The following is a 17,356-nucleotide window of genomic DNA, read 5'->3' as shown; positions in this document are numbered from 1 at the left end:
AGCGACGCGCGGGGCACGCGGGGGAGGCAGTGACGGGAGTGACGGCACAGGTGCACCAGCCGTCACTCCCGTCACTCGTTCGTCGGCCAGGTTCACCCGCCGCCCGCCCTAGGGGTTGACGGCTGGCTGCCGACGGGCTTACTCTCGGTGCTGCTACGTATTAGTAGCCACTGCACGAGCAACGACGCGACGACAGGGATGCTGATGCCGACCAAGGGACGCAAGCCGAGCCAGCGCGACATCGCGCGGCTCGCTGGCGTCTCGCAGGCCGCCGTCTCGATGGTCGTCAACGGCAAGGCCGACCAGTACCACCTGGCCGCGACGACCCAGGACCGCGTGCGCGCGGCGATGCTCGAGGTCAGCTACGTGCCGAGCGTGGCCGGTCGATCCCTGCGGGGGGGCCGGAGCGGTCTGCTCGGCGTGCACACCTACGAGTCGGTGTTCCCGGTCGCCGTCGACGACTATTACCACGAGTTCCTCGTCGGCATCGAGCAGGCCGCGGTCCGGGCCCGGCAGGACCTCATCCTCTTCGCCTCGACCCAGAGCGCCGACGGCACGCGATCCATCTACACGCGTTCGGGCAACCGGCTCAACCTTGCCGACGGCGCGGTGATCCTGGGGAGCCAGCAGAGCAACGAGGAGATCGCGCGGCTCGCGGCCGAGGGCTACCCGTTCGTCTACGTGGGCCGCCGCGAGATCCCCGGCGTCAACCTGTCGTTCGTCACCGCCGAGTATGCGGGCGGGGTCCGCTCCGTGCTGGACGCGGTCGCCGCGGCCGGGCACGAACGGGTCGCCTACCTCGCCGGCGCGAACGCCTTCGGGCCCCTGCTCGAGCGCCGGAGCGGCTTCTCGGCGGGGGTCCAGGCGCTGGCGCTCCACGGGACCATCGACGTCGTCGACCCGCCGGAGTCGCTCGACGCCCCGCGCCTGCGGGCGATGGTGGGCGCGGGCATCACGGCGCTTCTCGTGGAGAGCCCCGAGCTCGGCCGCGCGCTCGCAACCGCGGCCGAGGCCGCCGGGCTCACGATCCCGAGCGAGCTGACGATCGTGGCGCTCGACCACGCGGACAACCCGATGCCCTGGAGCCGGCTGGCGATCCCGCGCCGCGAGATGGGCGCCCGCGCCATCGAGCTCCTGCTCGAGCTCCTCGACGACCCGGACCGCACACCCCGGTCCGCGGTCCTCGCGTGCGGTCCGCTCGACCTGGTGAGCATCGCCGAGGCGAGGCCCGCGTCGCCGCGGCCTCGTAGCGAAGCGGCCACACCCCTCTCGTAGGCGAACGTGCCTCGGCGTCACCCAGTCAGTTGCTAATACGAAACAGGAAGGCAGTATCTCGATGAAGAGCTTCGCTGCAACACATCGGACCTCCCCGCTCGGTAGGTTCGCCACCCTCACCGGGCTCACGACGAGCGTCCTGCTGCTCGGCGCGTGCGGACTCTCCGGGGGTGCGAGCGATCCGGTCGACGACGCGGACGGAACCCCGGCCGCGGCGTCGTCCATCAGTGTGTGGTTCCCCGGCGCCAACCAGGCCGAGATCGACCTAGTGAACGGCGTGATCGTGCCGGCCTTCGAGGCGGAGAACGGCGTCGAGGTCGAGGTGACGTTCGTCGACTGGGGAGACCTGTCGCCCAAGCTCAACGCGGCGTTCGCCGCCGGCACCGCGCCCGACGTGTTCGGCCACGGGCCGGCGGCGGTCGCCGACTTCGTCGCGAACGACCGCGTCGAGGACCTCGCCCCCTATCTCGAGGGCCTGGACCCGGCGGTGCTGGCGGACGTGTCGGCCGCACTGCCCGGCGGTCAGGTCGACGGGACGCAGTACCTCGTGCCGCTGTCCGTGCAGGGCTACCTCGTCGCCTACGACGCCGACGCGTTCGTCGCCGCGGGCCTGGATCCTGACGACCCGCCGCAGACGTGGGAGGAGCTGCGGGTGGCAGCCGAGGCGCTCACGGTTCGCGACGGCGGAACGGTCCAGCGGGCCGGCATCCTCCTGCCGACCAACGCGATCGGCGCCGAGCAGAGCTTCGCCAACCTCCTCGTCGGCGCCGGCGGATCGCTCGTCGACGACGGCGCGGCGGCCTTCGACTCGCCCGAGGGGCTGGAGGCGCTCGAGTACTTCGCCGGGCTGTACACCGGCGACGAGCCCGTCGCCTCGATGCTCGCGGAGGACTACGTCAACCTGCCGCCCGCGCAGTCGCCGCTCGTCACCGGTGGCGCAGCCATGGCGATGCTCACGGCGCCGACCATGCGGCAGGCGTTCGAGGCCGCCCCCGACAAGGACCTGCGCGTCATGGCCCCGTTGCGGTTCGAGGACTCCGAGGAGCCCGCGATGTTCGGTGGCGCGGGCCCCGGCCTGATGATCAACTCGGACTCCGCGGCCAAGGACGCCGCGTGGGACTTCATCTCCTACCTGCTCGAGCCGGAGGTCGCGGCGCAGTACACCGAGGGCATCGGCGCCGTCCCCGTGCACGCCTCCGCCACGAGCAGCGAGTACGTCGCGGGTGATGCGGTGATCAAGTCGTTCGTGGCCGCGACGCCGTCGCTGATCCCCAACCCGAACGTGGTCGGTTGGGTGGGCATGCGCGATCAGATCGACGCGAACGTCAGCGAGGCGCTGTTCGGCCGCGTGAGCCCTGCCGACGCGCTCGCGACCGCCGCTGCCGAGGTCGACGCCGCGCTGCAGGAGCAGGAGGGCTGACCCCGTCATGACCTCCTCCACCGTCATTGCCGGGGCCGCCGTCGCGGCGGCCCCGGGCCGGCCCCGGCGCCGCCGGCGCCGCGGGAGCTTCACCGGGCTGTGGTTCGTCCTGCCTGCGACCCTCGTCATCGGCGTGTTCACGCTGATCCCGGTCGGGTACGGGCTGCTGCTGTCATTCACCGAGTACTCGCCGCTCAGCCGGTCCGGTCCCGAGTTCGTCGGGCTCGAGAACTACGCCGGCCTGCTCCATGACCCGCAGTTCCGGCAGTCGATCGGCGTGACCGTCCGCTACACCGCGCAGGTCCTGCCGCTGCTCGTGGTGCTCGCCCTGGCGCTGGCCGTCCTGGCGAACAAGCCGTTCCGCGGCGTCGGCCTGCTGCGAGCCGGCCTGTACCTGCCGCACATCGTCTCGCTGACCGCCGTCTCCATGATCTGGCTCTGGCTCTACTCGCGCGACGGCCTGGTCAACGAGGCGCTGGACCTGCTCGGACTCGGGTCGCAGCGGTGGCTCTACGAGCCGGATACGGCGCTCAACGCCGTCTCCGTGATGCGCATCTGGAAGGCGCTGGGGTCGAACATGGTGCTCCTGCTCGCCGGGCTCCAGGCGATCCCGCAGCACCTGTACGAGGCGGCCCGGTGCGACGGCGCCAGCGCGTGGCAGCAGTTCCGGTACGTCACGCTGCCCGGACTGCGGACCATGCTCGTCTACGTCGTGACGATGGATGTCATCTACCTCTCGCAGTCGTTCGCGGAGATCTTCGTCCTGACCCAGGGCGGGCCGCTCGGCGCGACGACCACTGCCAACTTCCTCATCTACGAGGAGGCGTTCCAGGCGAACCAGATGGGCGGCGCCTCGGCGATGGCATTCGTGCTCTTCGCCCTCATCGCGGGCTTCTCGTTCGTGTCCATCCGCGCCATGGCCGGGAGAAACCGATGACCGCCAGCACCTCGGCCCGCCCCGGCGTGGCTCGTGCACCCAGCCCCCGCGGGCGTCCGCGTCGTCGCCGGCGGCTCGCGGTGGGTGCTCGGCGCCCCGGCTCCGTGGTCGTGCTGGTCATCGCCACGCTCCTGGTCCTGGGGCCGTTCCTGTGGATGGTGTCCCTGGCCTTCACGCCAGAGGCGGACGCGTTCGGCTCGGCCAGCCTGGTGCCGGCCGACCCGACGCTCGACAACTTCCTGCGGGCCTGGTCTGGCGGGGCGCTCGGCCGGGCGTTCCTCAACTCGCTCCTCGTCACGACCGTCGCGGTCATCACCAACTGCGTCTTCGCGACGGCAGCGGGCTACGCCTTCTCGATGCTGCCGTTCCGCGGCAGCTCGGTGCTCTTCTACACGCTGATCGCGACGGTGGCCGTCCCGGTCTCGGTGACGCTGATCCCGCTGTTCCTGATGGCCAAGACCTTCCCGCTCGCGGGCGGGAACGACCTCGCCGGCGTCGGAGGCACCGGCCTGCTGGACACCCTCGGGGGCGTGGTCCTGCCGTACATCATCCTGCCGATGAACATCTTCCTCGCGAAGCAGTTCTTCGACGCGTTCGACAAGGACATGGCCGAGGCCGCGCGGATCGACGGGGCAAGCGAGCTCCGCATCTTCGTCCAGGTCTACCTCCCGCTCGCCCGCCCGCTCGTGGCCGTCGTCGCTATCTTCAGCTTCACCGGCGTCTGGGACGACTTCCTCTGGCCGCTCGTCGTGACCTCCTCCCAGGACATGCAGACGGTGCAGCTCGCGCTCACCCGGTTCCTGGGCAGCGGCAACGTCCAGTACGGCGCGCTCATGGCGGCCTCCGTCCTGGTCACGCTTCCGGTGCTGGCGGTCTTCCTCTTCAACCAGCGGCACTTCATCTCCGGCCTCGCGGACGGCAGCGTCAAGGGCTGACCCGACCGCGCCGATCCTCCGCTGCTGCATCCCTCGCGCCCGCCGCCCGTCGTGCGAGCCGAGTCGCCAAGAATCAGAAAGTGAGCACCACGATGACCAGCTCCACCCGTCCCGCCGACCTCGTCGTCATCGGCGGCGGTCTCGGCGGCGTGGCTGCCGCCCTCACCGCCGCCCGCCTCGGTCAACAGGTCGTCCTGACCGAGGAGTACGCGATGCTCGGTGGGCAGCTCACGAGCCAGGCCGTCCCGCCGGACGAGCACCCCTGGATCGAGTCCGACCTCGCCTCGCCCAGCTACCGCGCGCTGCGGGCGGGCATCCGGGACAGGTACCGCCGCGCGTACCCCCTCACGCTCGCCGCCGCGGCGGATCCCGAGCTCAACCCCGGCCTCGGCTTCGTCTCGCGCGTGTGCGCCGAACCGACGGCAGGTGCCGCCGTGATCGAGGAGATGCTCGCGCCCCTCGTCGCGAGCGGGCGCCTCGAGGTGCTGCTCGGGTGGCGGCCCGTGGCCGCGGACGTCGACGGCGCGCGGGTGCGCTCGGTGACCCTGCGCCGCGGCGCGGACGGCGCGGAGCGCACGCTCGAGGGAGCGTTGTTCGTCGACGCGACCGAGCGCGGCGATCTCCTGCCGCTCACCGGGACCGAGCACGTCGTCGGCGCCGAGAGTGCCGACCGGACGGGCGAGCTGCACGCCCCGGCGGTCGCCGACCCGTTCGACCAGCAAGCCATATCCTGGTGCTTCGCCGTCGAGTACCGCCCCGGGGAGGACCACACGATCGACCGGCCCGCCGGCTACGCCTCGTGGACCGAGCACGTCGACGCCTTCTGGCCGGGGCCGCAGCTGTCCTGGGAGGACATCGAGCCGATCACGCTGGAGCGCCGCACCCGGCCGATGTTCGCGGGGCCGACGGACGAGCCCCGGGTCGAGGACCTGTGGCACTACCGCCGCATGCTCGCCCGCACACAGTTCGCACCGGGCTTCCTCCCGCACGACGTGTCCCTGGTGAACTGGCCGCAGATCGACTACTGGCGCGCACCGCTGCTGGGCGTGAGCCCGGCCGAGCAGGAGGCCGCGCTCGACGGCGCCCGGGACTTGTCGCTGTCCTTCCTGCACTGGATGCAGACCGAGGCGCCGCGGCACGACGGCGGCACCGGGTACCCGGGCCTCAAGCCGCGCGGCGACCTGCTCGGCAGCCCCGACCACCTGGCGGTGGCCCCCTACATCCGCGAGTCGCGGCGCATCGAAGCGCTGTTCACCGTCACCGAGGGGCACATCGGACGCGAGATGCGCGGTGAGGGGGTCGCCGCGGCGCAGTTCGACGACAGCGTCGGCACCGGGTACTACCGCATCGACCTGCACCCCAGCTCGTCGGGCCGCACCTACGTCGACATCGCCTGCCTGCCTTTCCAGATCCCGCTCGGCGCGCTCGTGCCCCGCCGGATGACCAACCTGCTGCCCGCCAACAAGAACATCGGCACGACCCACATCACGAACGGCGCCTACCGCCTCCACCCCGTGGAGTGGTCGATCGGCGAGGCCGTCGGCGCGCTCGCCGTCGAGTGCCGGCGGACCGGGTCGACGCCGCAAGCCCTCGCGGCGTCCGCCGAGGGCGTCGCCGATCTGCAGCGCCTGCTCGGCGGCACGCTCGGCGTCACGCTGCGGTGGCCGCGCGAGATCCGGGACTGGAGCCCTGTGCAGGACCACGTCGCGACGGAAACGGCGGTCGTCTGATGGCGGCGGATCCCACCGTCGCCGGCGCGACGTGGAGCTGGACCGTGCGGTGCCTCGAGCCGGCACCGGGGGCGCCCGCTGCCGTCGTCGGCCTGGACCTCCCGGCCACCGTGCCCGGCCACGTCCACTCCGACCTCGTCCGGGCGGGCATCCTTGCCGACCCCTACGTCGGAGACGGCGAGGCCGCCCAGGACTGGGTCGGCCGGTCGCGCTGGCGGTACAGCTGCGACGTCGAATGCGCGCCGTCCGATCGCGGGCGGACGGACCTGGTGTTCGAGGGGCTCGACACGTTCGCGACGGTCGAGGTCAACGGCCGGGAGGTTGGGCGCGCCGACGACCAGCACGTGGCCTACCGCTGGGACGTGTCTGACGTGCTGCGGCCTGGGGCGAACCGGATCGAGGTGACCTTCGACTCCGCCTTCGAGGCCGCCGACGCCCTCGAGCAGCAGGTCGGACGCCTCCCGCGCCCGTATCCGGACCCTTATCCGTTCGTCCGCAAGATGGCGTGCAACTTCGGCTGGGACTGGGGGCCACGCCTGCCCTCGGTCGGGATCTGGCGACCCGCGAGGCTCGAGGCGTGGGGGCCGGCGCGGATCGTCGGGGTGCGTCCGGTCACGTCGTTCGCCGGGGCCGCCCACGCCCCAACCTCCGCCGTCGTGCGGGTGCACGTCGATCTCAACCTGAGCGCGGCGTCGGGCAGCGCCGGCTCGGCCGGGAAAGTCCTCGCCCGCGCGGTGCTCCGCGACCCGGCGGGCGCCGTCGTCGCCGCCGGCGAGGTCGTGGTGGCCCCGGTGCTGGCGCCGGGCTCGGCACCGGGCTCGGGCTTTGCGGGTACGACCGACGTCCGGCTGTCCTTCGACGGCCCCGAGCTGTGGTGGCCGGTCGGCCTCGGCGCCCAGCCCCTGTACACCTTGGAGACGTCGCTGCTCGAGGCGGGGCGGCTCGTAGCGATCGACCGACGGCGGATCGGCCTGCGGCGGGTCGAGGTCGACGAGACCCCGGACGCGCGGGGCACGTGCTGGGCGCTGCGCGTGAACGGCCGCCGCGTGCGGGTCCGGGGCTACAACTGGATCCCCGACCTGCCGCTCCCGAACGACGTCACGGCCGAGCGGCTGGCCGAGCGGCTCGACCAGGCTGTCACCGGCGGGGCGAACCTCCTGCGGGTCTGGGGTGGCGGACACTTCGCCTTCGACGAGTTTCTCGACGGCTGCGACGAGCGCGGTCTGCTCGTGTGGCACGACTTCCTCTTCGCCTGCGCCGCCTACAGCGAGGACGCGCACACCGAGGCGCTGGTGCGGGCGGAGGCCGAGCAGGCCGTGACCCGGATGGCCTCCCACCCCAGCGTCGTGCTGTGGTGCGGCGGCAACGAGTGCGTCTGGGGGTGGCGAGACTGGGACTGGCAGGACACCCTCGCCGGCCGGGCGTGGGGCGCGACGTACTACACCCGGATACTTCCCGAGATCGTCGGGCGGCTTGCGCCGAGCACCCCGTACCTGCCGAACAGCCCGTGGTCCGGCACGCTCGCGCGCGACCCCGAGGACCAGGCAGCCGGACCGGTGCACATCTGGGACGTCTGGAACGAGGTGGACTGGACGGGCTACCGCGACTGGGACCCGCGGTTCGTCTCCGAGATGGGCTGGTGCGCTCCCGCGACGTATGCCACCCTGCGTCGCGCCGTGCCCGAGGGGGAGCTGCTGCCGGGGAACCCCCGCCTCGAGCACCACATGCGCGCGGCCAACGGCATGGAGAACCTGGCGCGCGGCATCGCCGCGCACTTCGCCGCCCCGGTCGACGGCGACGACTGGCTCTACCTCACCCAGGTCACCCAGGCCAGGGCGATGCGCGCCGGTGTCGAGTGGCTGCGCAGCCGCGAGGGGTGCGACGGGGTCATCGTCTGGCAGCTGAACGACTGCTGGCCCTCGCTCTCGTGGGCCGCCGTCGACGTCGACGGGCTGCCCAAGCCGGCCTGGTACGCCCTGCGGGACGCCTTCGCCGACCGCCTGCTCACGCTGCAGCCGGTGACGGTCGGCGACCACTGGGGCGCGCAGGGGGTCGAACTGGTCGCGGTCAACGACGCACTGACGCCGTGGTCGCTCGGCGCCCGCGTCCGACGGATGTCCGTCGACGGCCGCGAGCTCGCCCGCGCCGAGGTGACGCTCGAGACGGCGCCGGACGGCACCAGCCGGGCCCGGCTCGAGGGCGCCGTGGCGGCCGTGGGTGATCCCCGCGCCGAGTTCCTCGTTGCGGACGCCGACGGCCTGCGGTCGGTCTGGTTCTTCAGGCCCGACCGCGAGCTCGCGGCGCCGCGGCCGGCGATGACGACGTCGGTCCACGTGGCCGACGGCGTGACCGCGGTGGTGCGCGTGACCGCGCAGACCCTGCTGCGCGACCTGGCCCTCTTCGCCGACCGGGCCGCGCTGGCCGCCGGCGTGCCGGCCGCGTCGGTGACCGTCGACCGGATGCTGCTCACCCTGCTCCCCGGGGAGACGGCCGAGTTCCGGGTCGGCGGGCTGTCGCCCGAGGCCGTCGCGGCGGTCCAGGCCGCGCTCACCCGCTCGCCCATGCTGCGGGCCATCGGCGACCGTTAGCAGGAGGGGCCCGACAGCTCCGTCCAGATCCAGAGGGCCATCTGCTCCGGGGCGACCGGGTCGGCCGACTCGAGCCAGGCGCTGATCATCCCGAGCAGCGAGCCCGCGACGGACGCGGCCGCGATCTCGATCGGCATGCCGATCGCGGCCTCGTCCTGGCCGTAGAGCGCGTAGCCACGCGCGGCGATGGCGCTGATCCGGCGTCGCAGCCGGGCGACCGCGATCGTCGAGCCGTGCTCGCCCAGCGCGAGGCGGTACAGCTCGGCGTGCTCGGCCACGTGCCGGGTGTACCGGACGACCAGGGGTGGCGGGGTGCCCCCGCCGGCCGCCGCCTCGAGCTCGCTGAGGTCCGCGCCGCCGGCCGCCGCCTGCGCGTCGAGCGCGTCCGCGAGCAGCGTCTCCTTGTCGGAGTAGTGCTGGTAGAACGTGCTCCGGTTGACGCCCGCGTGGTCGGCGAGGTCGGCGACCGCGATCGTCTCGAGCGGCCGCTCGCGGGCGAGCTCGAGCAACGCCTGCTGCAGCAGGCTCCGGGTCCGCGCGATGCGCGGGTCGAGCGGGGTCGCGGACATGCCGGTGTCCTCCATGACGTCGGGGTGCGCGTTCGGTCTGCCGGTAGCCTAACCGACAGGTGTCGGTTAACCTACATCCGTTGGATCAACGGAAGTGGGAATCGTGGCTACTGCTCTCTATCGGCTCGGTCGATGGTCGATGCGCCGCCGGTGGTACGTCCTCGTCGCTTGGCTCGTCGTGCTCGGCGGCATCGGAACGCTCGCGGTCGCGGGCGGGGGAGAGCTCGAGGAGCAGTTCTCGATCCCCGGCACCGAGTCCGCGCAGGCGCAGGAGGTGCTCGCCACGCGGTTCGGGGACCAGTTCGCCGACCAGGCCGTGTCGCAGGGCTCGGGTGCCGCCGGCGGCGGGGCGTCGGTCGACGTCGCGGCAACGGCCCGCATGATCCTCGCCGTGCCCGACGGCACCACGGTCATGGACCCGACGACGGCGCAGGCGGCCGGGGAGCTCCTCGCCGAGGCGGCAGCCGTGCCCGGCGTCGCCGCCGTGAGCGACCCGTTCACCGCGCTCACGATCGCGCCGGACGGCAGCGCGCTGTACGCCGACGTGCAGCTCGCCGACCCGGCGGCCGAGGTCCCGGCCGCCACGCTGGCGGGCCTCGAGGACGTCGTCACCGCGGCCGACGACGCCGGGTGGCGCGCCGCCGTCAGCGGCGGCCCGTTCGTGGAGCCGCTCGAGCTCATCTCCGGGGTCGAGCTCATCGGCGTGCTCGCCGCGATGATCGTCCTGTTCGTGACCCTCGGCTCGTTCCTCGCCGCGGGGATGCCGATCCTCACCGCCCTGCTCGGTGTCTCGATCGGCGCCGCGGGGATCCTCGCGGTAGCCGCGGTCACCGACGTGTCGTCCGCGACGCTCGCCCTCGCGCTGATGCTCGGGCTCGCCGTCGGGATCGACTACGCGCTGTTCATCCTGTCGCGGTACCGGTCGCTGCTGGCCGAGGGCAACACGCCGATCGACGCCGTGGGTCGCGCCGTCGGCACCGCGGGCAGCGCGGTCGTCTTCGCCGGGGTCACCGTCGTGATCGCGTCGGCGGGCCTCGCCGTCGTCGGCATCCCGTTCCTCGCGGTCATGGGGTACGCGGCCGCCGCGACCGTGCTCGTCGCGGTGCTCATCGCGATCACCCTGCTCCCCGCGCTGCTCGGGTTCGCCGGCACCCGGCTCACGCCCCGCCGCATGCGCGCCGCCGACAACCTCGACGACACCGCCCTGCCCGGGAACCGCTGGGGTCGGCTCGTGACGGGACACCCGGTCGTGGTGCTCGTGACCGGCGTCGCGCTCATCGCCGTGCTGGCCGTGCCGGTGCTCAGCCTGCGCCTCGGCCTGCCCGACGCGAGCCAGGACCCGGCGGACAGCCACGCCAGGATCGCCTACGAGCTCCAGGCGGACACGTTCGGTCCCGGCTTCAACGGGCCGCTCGTCGTGCTCGTGGACGCACCCGGCGCCGACGCGGTGGCCGCGGCGACGACGGTCGCGAACCGGATCTCGGGCCTGGCCGACGTCGCGCTCGTCGCCCCCGCGATCCCGAACGCTGCCGGCGACGCGGCGATCGTCACGGTCATCCCGACCGGCGGGCCGAACAGCACCGAGACGGCCGACCTCGTGCACGCGATCCGCGGCGAGCGCGCCGACCTCGAGGCGGGCAGGTCCTCGGACATCACGGTCACCGGGTACGCCGCGGCCAACATCGACATCTCGGAGAAGCTCGCGGCGGCGCTGCCGGTGTTCCTGCTGCTCGTCGTCGGGCTCGCCCTCGTGCTGCTCCTGCTCGCGTTCCGGTCGGTGCTCGTCCCCCTGACCGCGGCGATCGGCTTCCTGCTGTCGGTCGGGGCGTCCTTCGGGGCGACGGTCGCGGTGTACCAGTGGGGCTGGCTCGCCGACATCTTCAACGTCAGCGGGCCCGGCCCGCTGATCAGCTTCATGCCGGTGCTGCTCGTCGGCGTGCTGTTCGGGCTCGCGATGGACTACGAGGTGTTCCTGGTCTCCCGGATGCGCGAGGACTTCGTGCATGGCGCGACCGCGCGCCGCGCGGTGCTGACCGGCTTCACCCACGGCTCCCGCGTCGTCCTGGCGGCCGCGATCATCATGGTGTCCGTGTTCGCCGCGTTCGTGTTCGGGGGCAGCACGACGGTCGCCCCGATCGCGTTCGCGCTCGGGGTCGGCATCCTGGTCGACGCGCTCGTCGTCCGCATGACCCTCATCCCCGCGGTGATGACCCTGCTCGGCGAGAGCGCCTGGTGGCTGCCGCGGTGGCTCGACCGGCTGCTGCCGTCGGTCGACATCGAGGGCGAGCGGCTCACGCGCCGGCTGGCCGCTGAGCCCGCGCCGGGCGTGGCACCCGCCGCCTCGGCCTAGCGGCCGCGCCGCCCCGCGGCGCGGTCGGCAGGACACACACGAACGTCCGCACCCCGTGGAGCCCTACGGGATGCGGACGTTCGTTCGTCTAGCTGACCTGCTGCGTGCTGAACGTCCTACTGGACGTCGTCGTCGACCCAGTCGAAGGTCTTGGTGACGGCCTTCTTCCACAGGCGGTACTGGCGGTCCCGCTCGCCGCTGTCCATGTTCGGCACCCAGCGCTTGTCCTCGGCCCAGTTGTCGATGACGTCCTGCTCGCCGGACCAGAAGCCCACCGCGATGCCGGCCGCGTAGGCCGCGCCGAGCGCGGTCGTCTCGGCGACCTTCGGCCGAACGACCGGTACGCCGAGGATGTCGGCCTGGAACTGCATGAGCGTCTCGTTGACGACCATCCCGCCGTCGACCTTGAGCTCGGTGAGGTCGACGCCCGAGTCGGCGTTCATGGCGTCGAGGACCTCGCGGGTCTGGAACGCGGTCGCCTCGAGCACGGCCCGGGCGATGTGTCCCTTGTTCACGTACCGCGTGAGGCCGACGAGCGCGCCGCGCGCGTCCGAGCGCCAGTACGGCGCGAACAGGCCCGAGAACGCCGGCACGAAGTACGCGCCGCCGTTGTCGTCGACCGTCGCGGCGAGCTGCTCGATCTCGGCGGCCGAGTTGATCATGCCGAGGTTGTCGCGCAGCCACTGCACGAGCGAGCCCGAGACGGCGATGGAGCCCTCGAGCGCGTACACGGTCGGCTGGTCGCCGATCTTGTACGCGACGGTGGTGAGCAGCCCGTTCTTGGACGGGATCGGCTCGGTGCCCGTGTTCAGGAGCATGAAGTTGCCGGTGCCGTACGTGTTCTTGGCGTTGCCGACCTCGAAGCACGCCTGCCCGAACGTCGCGGCCTGCTGGTCGCCGAGGATGCCGGCGATCGGCACGCCGGGGACGAGCCCGCCGGGGCGGCCGGTGCCGTAGACCTCGGAGGAGGACCTGATCTCCGGGAGCATGGACAGCGGGATCGTCATCTCCGCGGCGATCTCCTCGTTCCACGTCAGCGTGTCGAGGTTCATCAGCATCGTGCGCGAGGCGTTCGTCGGGTCGGTGACGTGGATGCCGCCGTCGACGCCGCCGGTCATGTTCCACAGCACCCAAGAGTCGGTGTTGCCGAACAGGAGGTCGCCCGCCTCGGCCTTGGCCCGGGCGCCCTCGACGTTGTCGAGGATCCACTTGACCTTCGGGCCCGAGAAGTACGTGGCGAGCGGCAGGCCGACCCGCTCCTTGTAGCGGTCCGCGCCGCCGCCGAGCGCGCCGAGCTCCTCGGCGATCTTCTGGGTGCGGGTGTCCTGCCACACGATCGCGTTGTAGACGGGCTTGCCGGTGGTCTTGTCCCACACGACCGCGGTCTCGCGCTGGTTCGTGATCCCGACGGCCGCGATGTCGCGGTAGGTGAGGTTCGCGCGCGCCAGCACGATGCCGACGACCTCACGCGTGTTGGTCCAGATCTCCGTCGCGTCGTGCTCGACCCAGCCCGCGCGCGGGAAGATCTGCTCGTGCTCGAGCTGGCCGGTCTCGACGATGAGCCCGGCGTGGTTGAAGATGATCGCCCGGGAACTCGTCGTCCCCTGGTCGATGGCGAGAACGTAGTCAGCCATGTGCGTCATTCCTTCTGGTCGTCATGCCGTGGTGTCGTGCTGGTGACATGCGGGTGCTGCAAAGAGGTGCGGTGCGGTGCGGGTCGGGCGGCACCCGTGCTGCGCGGGGGCGCCGCCCGACCGAGGGGCGGACGTCAGCCCACGTACCAGTTGCCGAGCAGGCCGCCGATGACTCCACCCGCGAGCGGGCCGAGGACGGGGACCCACGCGTAGGACCAGTCGCTCGAGCCCTTGCCCTTGATCGGGAGCAGCGCGTGCGCGATGCGGGGGCCGAGGTCACGTGCGGGGTTGATCGCGTATCCGGTCGGGCCACCGAGGCTCGCGCCGATGGACACCACGATCAGCGCGACGGCTAGCGGCCCGAGGCCGGTCACCGAACCGCCGGCGACCATGATCCAGAACACCAGCACGAAGGTGCCGATGAGCTCCGTGAGGAAGTTCCAGCCGTAGGAGCGGATCGCGGGGCCGGTCGAGAAGACCGCGAGCTTGGTCGCCGGGTCGGCTTCCTCATCGAAGTGCTTCTTGAACGCCACGAACGCGAGCACGGCACCGAGGAAGGCGCCGATCATCTGGGCGGCCCAGTACAGGAGCATGTTGACGAAGGTTCCGTCGACACCCTCGGCGAAGTCGGCCCCGCCAGCGAGGAGCCCGATCGTGACTGCGGGGTTGAGGTGCGCGCCAGACTTGTAGGCGACGTACACACCCGCGAAGACAGCAAAACCCCAGCCGAAGTTGATGAGGAGCCAGCCGCCGTCAAAACCCTTGCTCTTCGGCAGGACCACCGTGGCGACCACGCCAGCACCGAGGAGGAGCAGGATCGCGGTGCCGAGCACTTCCGACAGGAATACCTGACTGTCCACGTTTACCTCATTTCTATGACGTCGTTGTCCGTCTGATCGCGGGCGAGGGCGCCCGGGATCCTTGCTCCGGCCACCCCGCGTCTGTGCGGTCGGCCGGAAGTTTCGTTACTGCGTGGCGAGCGCGTGCAGCGGGGCGATCTCATCGGCCTGGAGGCGGACGGTCTCGGCGCTGGCGTCGTCGGGCTGGAGCTCGGCGGACGCCTCGGCCTCGGCGCGGGTGCGATAGGCGGCGATCTCGCGGGTGCGGGTCGCGTCGTCCCAGCCGAGCAGCGGGGTGAGGATCTCGGCGATCTCGTCGAGGGCGCCGACGCCGCGGTCGAGCTGCTCGTAGTTGATCCGGGTGCGGTGCATGAGGACGTCGTCCAGGTGCAGGGCGCCTTCGTGGGTGACGGCGTAGGCGATCTCGGCGCGCAGGTAGGCGGGTGCGCCGGCCAGGGGGGTGCCGAGGCCGGGCTCGGCGTCGACGGCGGCCGTGAGCTCGGTCAGCAGCGATCCGTACCGGTGCAGCAGGTGGTCCAGCATCGCCCGGCTCCAGCCGTACTTCCGTGCGATCGCGGGCGCCTGGCGCTGCAGGACCCGCAGGCCCTCGGCCCCCGCGAGCGGGATCGTGGTCGTGATGGACGGGACGGCGTGCGCGCGGCCGCCGAGGGCGAAGTCGACCGCGTCCTCGGCCATCACGCGGTAGGTGGTGAGCTTGCCGCCGGCGATGACGGTCAGGCCGGGGGTGGGGGAGGCGACGGTGTGCTCGCGGGAGACCTTCGCCGACGACGTGCCCTCCTTGGTGCCGGGCTGCAGCAGCGGGCGCAGGCCGGCCCAGGTCCCGATGATGTCCTTGCGCGCGAGCGGTCGCGCGAGCACCGCGTTGGCGTGCTCGAGGACGTAGTCGATGTCTGCCGCCGTCGCGACCGGGTGTACCAGGTCCCGGGTCCACGGGGTGTCGGTGGTGCCGATCACCCAGTAGCGCGACCACGGGATGATGAACAGGACGCTCTTCTCGGTCTGCAGGATCAGCCCGGTCTCGCCGGCGATCGCGGCCCGCGGGACGACGATGTGGATGCCCTTGGAGGCGAGGACCTTCAGGCCGCCGTCGGTCTTGGCGAGCGACTCGGTCTCCTCGGTCCACACGCCGGTGGCGTTGATGACCTGGCGGGCGCGGACCTCGATCTGGGTGCCGGTCTCGAGGTCGCGCACGCTCGCGCCGGTGACGGTGCCGCTCTCGTTCGTCGACAACGCGATCACCTGGGTGCGCGAGGCGGCCGCGGCGCCGTACGAGGCCGCGGTGCGGATGAGGGTCGAGACGAGGCGCGCGTCGTCGACGCTCGCGTCCCAGTACCGCACCGCACCGATCGCCGCGTCGTGCCGCAGGTCCGGGAACAGGGTCTCGAGCCCGCGGCGGCTGACGTGCGAGTGCAGCGGCAGGGCGCGGCGGCGGCCGTTGATGCTCGCGAGGGTGTCGTAGAGAGCGATGCCGGCGCCGACGTACGCGCGCTCCCAGACCCGGTGCTCGAGCGGGTACAGGAAGGACACCGGCCGCACGAGGTGCGGCGCGATCTTGGTGAGCAGGAGGTCGCGCTCGGTCAGCGCCTCGCGCACGAGGTGGAAGTCGAGCATCTGCAGGTAGCGCAGGCCGCCGTGCACGAGCTTGCTCGAGCGGCTCGACGTGCCCGAGGCCCAGTCCTGGCCCTCGACGATCGCGACCTTCAGCCCGCGCGTCACCGCGTCGAGGGCGATGCCGGCGCCGGTCACGCCGCCGCCGATCACCAGGACGTCGAGCTCGTGGCCCGAGGTGGTGCTCGCTGCGAGGGTTTCGAGAGCCGAGGCCCGGGTCTGTGCCGTCAGTGCCGCCGTCGTCACGTTGTCCTCCTCGTTTCGTGGCCATCAATGGCCACGAACCGCCTCGGGCCCCAACTGCGTTGTCAAGACGTCGACCGAGCGGCAGCCCTATGCTGGTCGTGGACGAACGTTCGCGCAACTGCCATGCACGTATGTGCACCGGAGGTCACCTGTGGGAGTCGACGGCGAGCAGGATGTCCTACGGGCAGCCGCTATGTACTACCTCCAGGACATGAAGATGGAGGTGATCGCCCGGCACCTGAACACGTCGCGGTCGACGGTCTCGCGGTTGATCAAGCGGGCGCGTGCGACGGGCCTGGTCGAGATCACGCTGCGACCGGCGAGCAGCCGCGCGCCGGGCCTCGGCCAGAGCATCAGCTCGACCTTCGGCATCTCGACCTACGTCGTGCCGGTCCCCGACTCGGCCGAGCACATCGAGCGGCTCGAGCAGGTGGCGCGCACCGCCGCCAAGCTCCTCGCGTCGTGGTTCGACTCCGACATGGTGCTGGGCATCGCCTGGGGCACGACGCTCGCCGCGGTGAGCCGGAACCTGACCCACAAGCCGACCCGGGGCAGCGCCGTCGTGCAGCTCAACGGCGCGGCGAACAACCGCACGAGCGGCATCGAGTACGCGAGCGACCTCATCTCGAGCTTCGGGGCGGCGTTCGACGCGTCGGTACATCACTTCCCGGTCCCGGCCTTCTTCGACTTCCCCGAGACCAAGGCCGCGATGTGGCGCGAGCGCTCGGTGCGGCGGGTCCTCGACGTGCAACGACGTGCAGACATCGCCCTGTTCTCGGTCGGTGCCGTGGCCGGCGCGGTCCCGAGCCACGTGTACGCGGCGGGCTACCTCGACGACGACGACACGCGGACGCTGCACGCCGAGGGCGTCGTCGGCGACATCTGCACGGTGTTCATGCGGGCGGACGGCAGCTACCGCGACGTCGCGCTCAACGCGCGGGCGACGGGACCGACGCCGGAGGAGCTGAATCGCGTGCCGCGCCGGGTGTGCGTCGTGGCGGGCGACAACAAGGTCGGCCCGCTGCTCGCCGCGCTGCGCTCGGGGGTCGTCACCGACCTGGTCGTCGACGAGGTGACCGCCACGCACCTGCTGCAGTCGGTGTCAGCCCGCGACGCCGCCGGTCGCGTGACCCGCAAGCTGGGCACGCCCGTGCGCGGCCGCCTCGGCTGGCCGGGCGACGTCCAGTAGTCACACCTGGCAGGT

General features: G+C 72.1%; 12 protein-coding genes. 8 read left to right on the top strand and 4 right to left on the bottom strand.

Features of this window, described 5'->3' with window-relative positions; genetic code table 11:
* Positions 1 to 204: 204 nt before the first annotated feature.
* The 6 genes from J4E96_RS18270 (at position 205) to J4E96_RS18245 (ending at position 8,885) form a co-directional block, all read left to right on the top strand.
* The gene (locus J4E96_RS18270) at positions 205 to 1,275 is read left to right on the top strand and encodes a LacI family DNA-binding transcriptional regulator (RefSeq protein WP_227423452.1); all 1,071 of its coding nucleotides are present in this window, start codon (positions 205 to 207) and stop codon (positions 1,273 to 1,275) included.
* Positions 1,276 to 1,336: 61 nt separating this feature from the next.
* Positions 1,337 to 2,695 (top strand): extracellular solute-binding protein, encoded by a 1,359-nt coding sequence (locus J4E96_RS18265; protein WP_227423451.1) that lies wholly within the window; start codon positions 1,337 to 1,339, stop codon positions 2,693 to 2,695.
* Between the two features lie 7 nt (positions 2,696 to 2,702).
* Positions 2,703 to 3,632: a carbohydrate ABC transporter permease gene (locus J4E96_RS18260; protein WP_227423450.1), complete on the top strand. Its 930-nt coding sequence runs from the start codon at positions 2,703 to 2,705 to the stop codon at positions 3,630 to 3,632.
* Positions 3,629 to 4,567: a carbohydrate ABC transporter permease gene (locus J4E96_RS18255; RefSeq protein WP_227423449.1), complete on the top strand. Its 939-nt coding sequence runs from the start codon at positions 3,629 to 3,631 to the stop codon at positions 4,565 to 4,567. The genes J4E96_RS18260 and J4E96_RS18255 overlap by 4 nt, the downstream gene beginning before the upstream one ends.
* Complete coding sequence (locus tag J4E96_RS18250) at positions 4,564 to 6,297, top strand: FAD-dependent oxidoreductase (RefSeq protein ID WP_227425830.1); 1,734 nt, start codon at positions 4,564 to 4,566, stop codon at positions 6,295 to 6,297. The genes J4E96_RS18255 and J4E96_RS18250 overlap by 4 nt, the downstream gene beginning before the upstream one ends.
* Entirely contained in the window at positions 6,297 to 8,885 is a 2,589-nt protein-coding gene (locus J4E96_RS18245) for a glycosyl hydrolase 2 galactose-binding domain-containing protein (RefSeq protein ID WP_227423448.1), read from the top strand. Before J4E96_RS18250 ends, J4E96_RS18245 begins: the two co-directional genes overlap by 1 nt.
* On the opposite strand, the gene J4E96_RS18240 is transcribed toward J4E96_RS18245, so the two are convergent.
* Positions 8,882 to 9,454, bottom strand: a complete 573-nt coding sequence (locus J4E96_RS18240; protein WP_227423447.1) for a TetR/AcrR family transcriptional regulator — start codon at positions 9,452 to 9,454, stop codon at positions 8,882 to 8,884. The genes J4E96_RS18245 and J4E96_RS18240 overlap by 4 nt on opposite strands.
* Positions 9,455 to 9,557: 103 nt before the next feature.
* Between J4E96_RS18240 and J4E96_RS18235 the strand changes: the two genes are divergently transcribed.
* Positions 9,558 to 11,804, top strand: a complete 2,247-nt coding sequence (locus tag J4E96_RS18235) for an MMPL family transporter (RefSeq protein ID WP_227423446.1) — start codon at positions 9,558 to 9,560, stop codon at positions 11,802 to 11,804.
* Between the two features lie 116 nt (positions 11,805 to 11,920).
* Here J4E96_RS18235 and glpK read toward each other — a convergent pair whose 3' ends face one another.
* The 3 genes from glpK to J4E96_RS18220 all read right to left on the bottom strand — a co-directional run bounded on the left by glpK (position 11,921) and on the right by J4E96_RS18220 (position 16,152).
* Positions 11,921 to 13,438 carry a glycerol kinase GlpK gene (gene glpK, locus J4E96_RS18230; RefSeq protein ID WP_227423445.1) on the bottom strand — a complete coding sequence of 506 codons (1,518 nt, stop codon included), beginning with the start codon at positions 13,436 to 13,438 and terminating at the stop codon, positions 11,921 to 11,923.
* Between the two features lie 134 nt (positions 13,439 to 13,572).
* Complete coding sequence (locus J4E96_RS18225; RefSeq protein ID WP_227423444.1) at positions 13,573 to 14,298, bottom strand: MIP/aquaporin family protein; 726 nt, start codon at positions 14,296 to 14,298, stop codon at positions 13,573 to 13,575.
* A 105-nt stretch (positions 14,299 to 14,403) separates the two neighbouring features.
* Complete coding sequence (locus tag J4E96_RS18220) at positions 14,404 to 16,152, bottom strand: glycerol-3-phosphate dehydrogenase/oxidase (protein WP_227423443.1); 1,749 nt, start codon at positions 16,150 to 16,152, stop codon at positions 14,404 to 14,406.
* Between the two features lie 193 nt (positions 16,153 to 16,345).
* Here J4E96_RS18220 and J4E96_RS18215 point away from each other — a divergent pair, with 193 nt between their 5' ends.
* Positions 16,346 to 17,341, top strand: a complete 996-nt coding sequence (locus J4E96_RS18215; protein ID WP_406620063.1) for a sugar-binding transcriptional regulator — start codon at positions 16,346 to 16,348, stop codon at positions 17,339 to 17,341.
* Positions 17,342 to 17,356: the final 15 nt, after the last annotated feature.

It is taken from the genome of Pengzhenrongella sicca (assembly GCF_017569225.1).
GTDB classification, from domain to species: domain Bacteria; phylum Actinomycetota; class Actinomycetes; order Actinomycetales; family Cellulomonadaceae; genus Pengzhenrongella; species Pengzhenrongella sicca.
This window is presented reverse-complemented; position numbering and strand designations above follow the sequence as displayed.

Coding starts and splice junctions, on each gene's coding strand:
- J4E96_RS18265 (WP_227423451.1), top strand. CDS start 1,337: ATGAAGAGCTTCGCTGCAACACATCGGACCTCCCCGCTCGGTAGGTTC.
- J4E96_RS18245 (WP_227423448.1), top strand. CDS start 6,297: ATGGCGGCGGATCCCACCGTCGCCGGCGCGACGTGGAGCTGGACCGTG.
- J4E96_RS18240 (WP_227423447.1), bottom strand. CDS start 9,454: ATGTCCGCGACCCCGCTCGACCCGCGCATCGCGCGGACCCGGAGCCTG.
- J4E96_RS18270 (WP_227423452.1), top strand. CDS start 205: ATGCCGACCAAGGGACGCAAGCCGAGCCAGCGCGACATCGCGCGGCTC.
- J4E96_RS18215 (WP_406620063.1), top strand. CDS start 16,346: ATGTACTACCTCCAGGACATGAAGATGGAGGTGATCGCCCGGCACCTG.
- glpK (WP_227423445.1), bottom strand. CDS start 13,438: ATGGCTGACTACGTTCTCGCCATCGACCAGGGGACGACGAGTTCCCGG.
- J4E96_RS18260 (WP_227423450.1), top strand. CDS start 2,703: ATGACCTCCTCCACCGTCATTGCCGGGGCCGCCGTCGCGGCGGCCCCG.
- J4E96_RS18255 (WP_227423449.1), top strand. CDS start 3,629: ATGACCGCCAGCACCTCGGCCCGCCCCGGCGTGGCTCGTGCACCCAGC.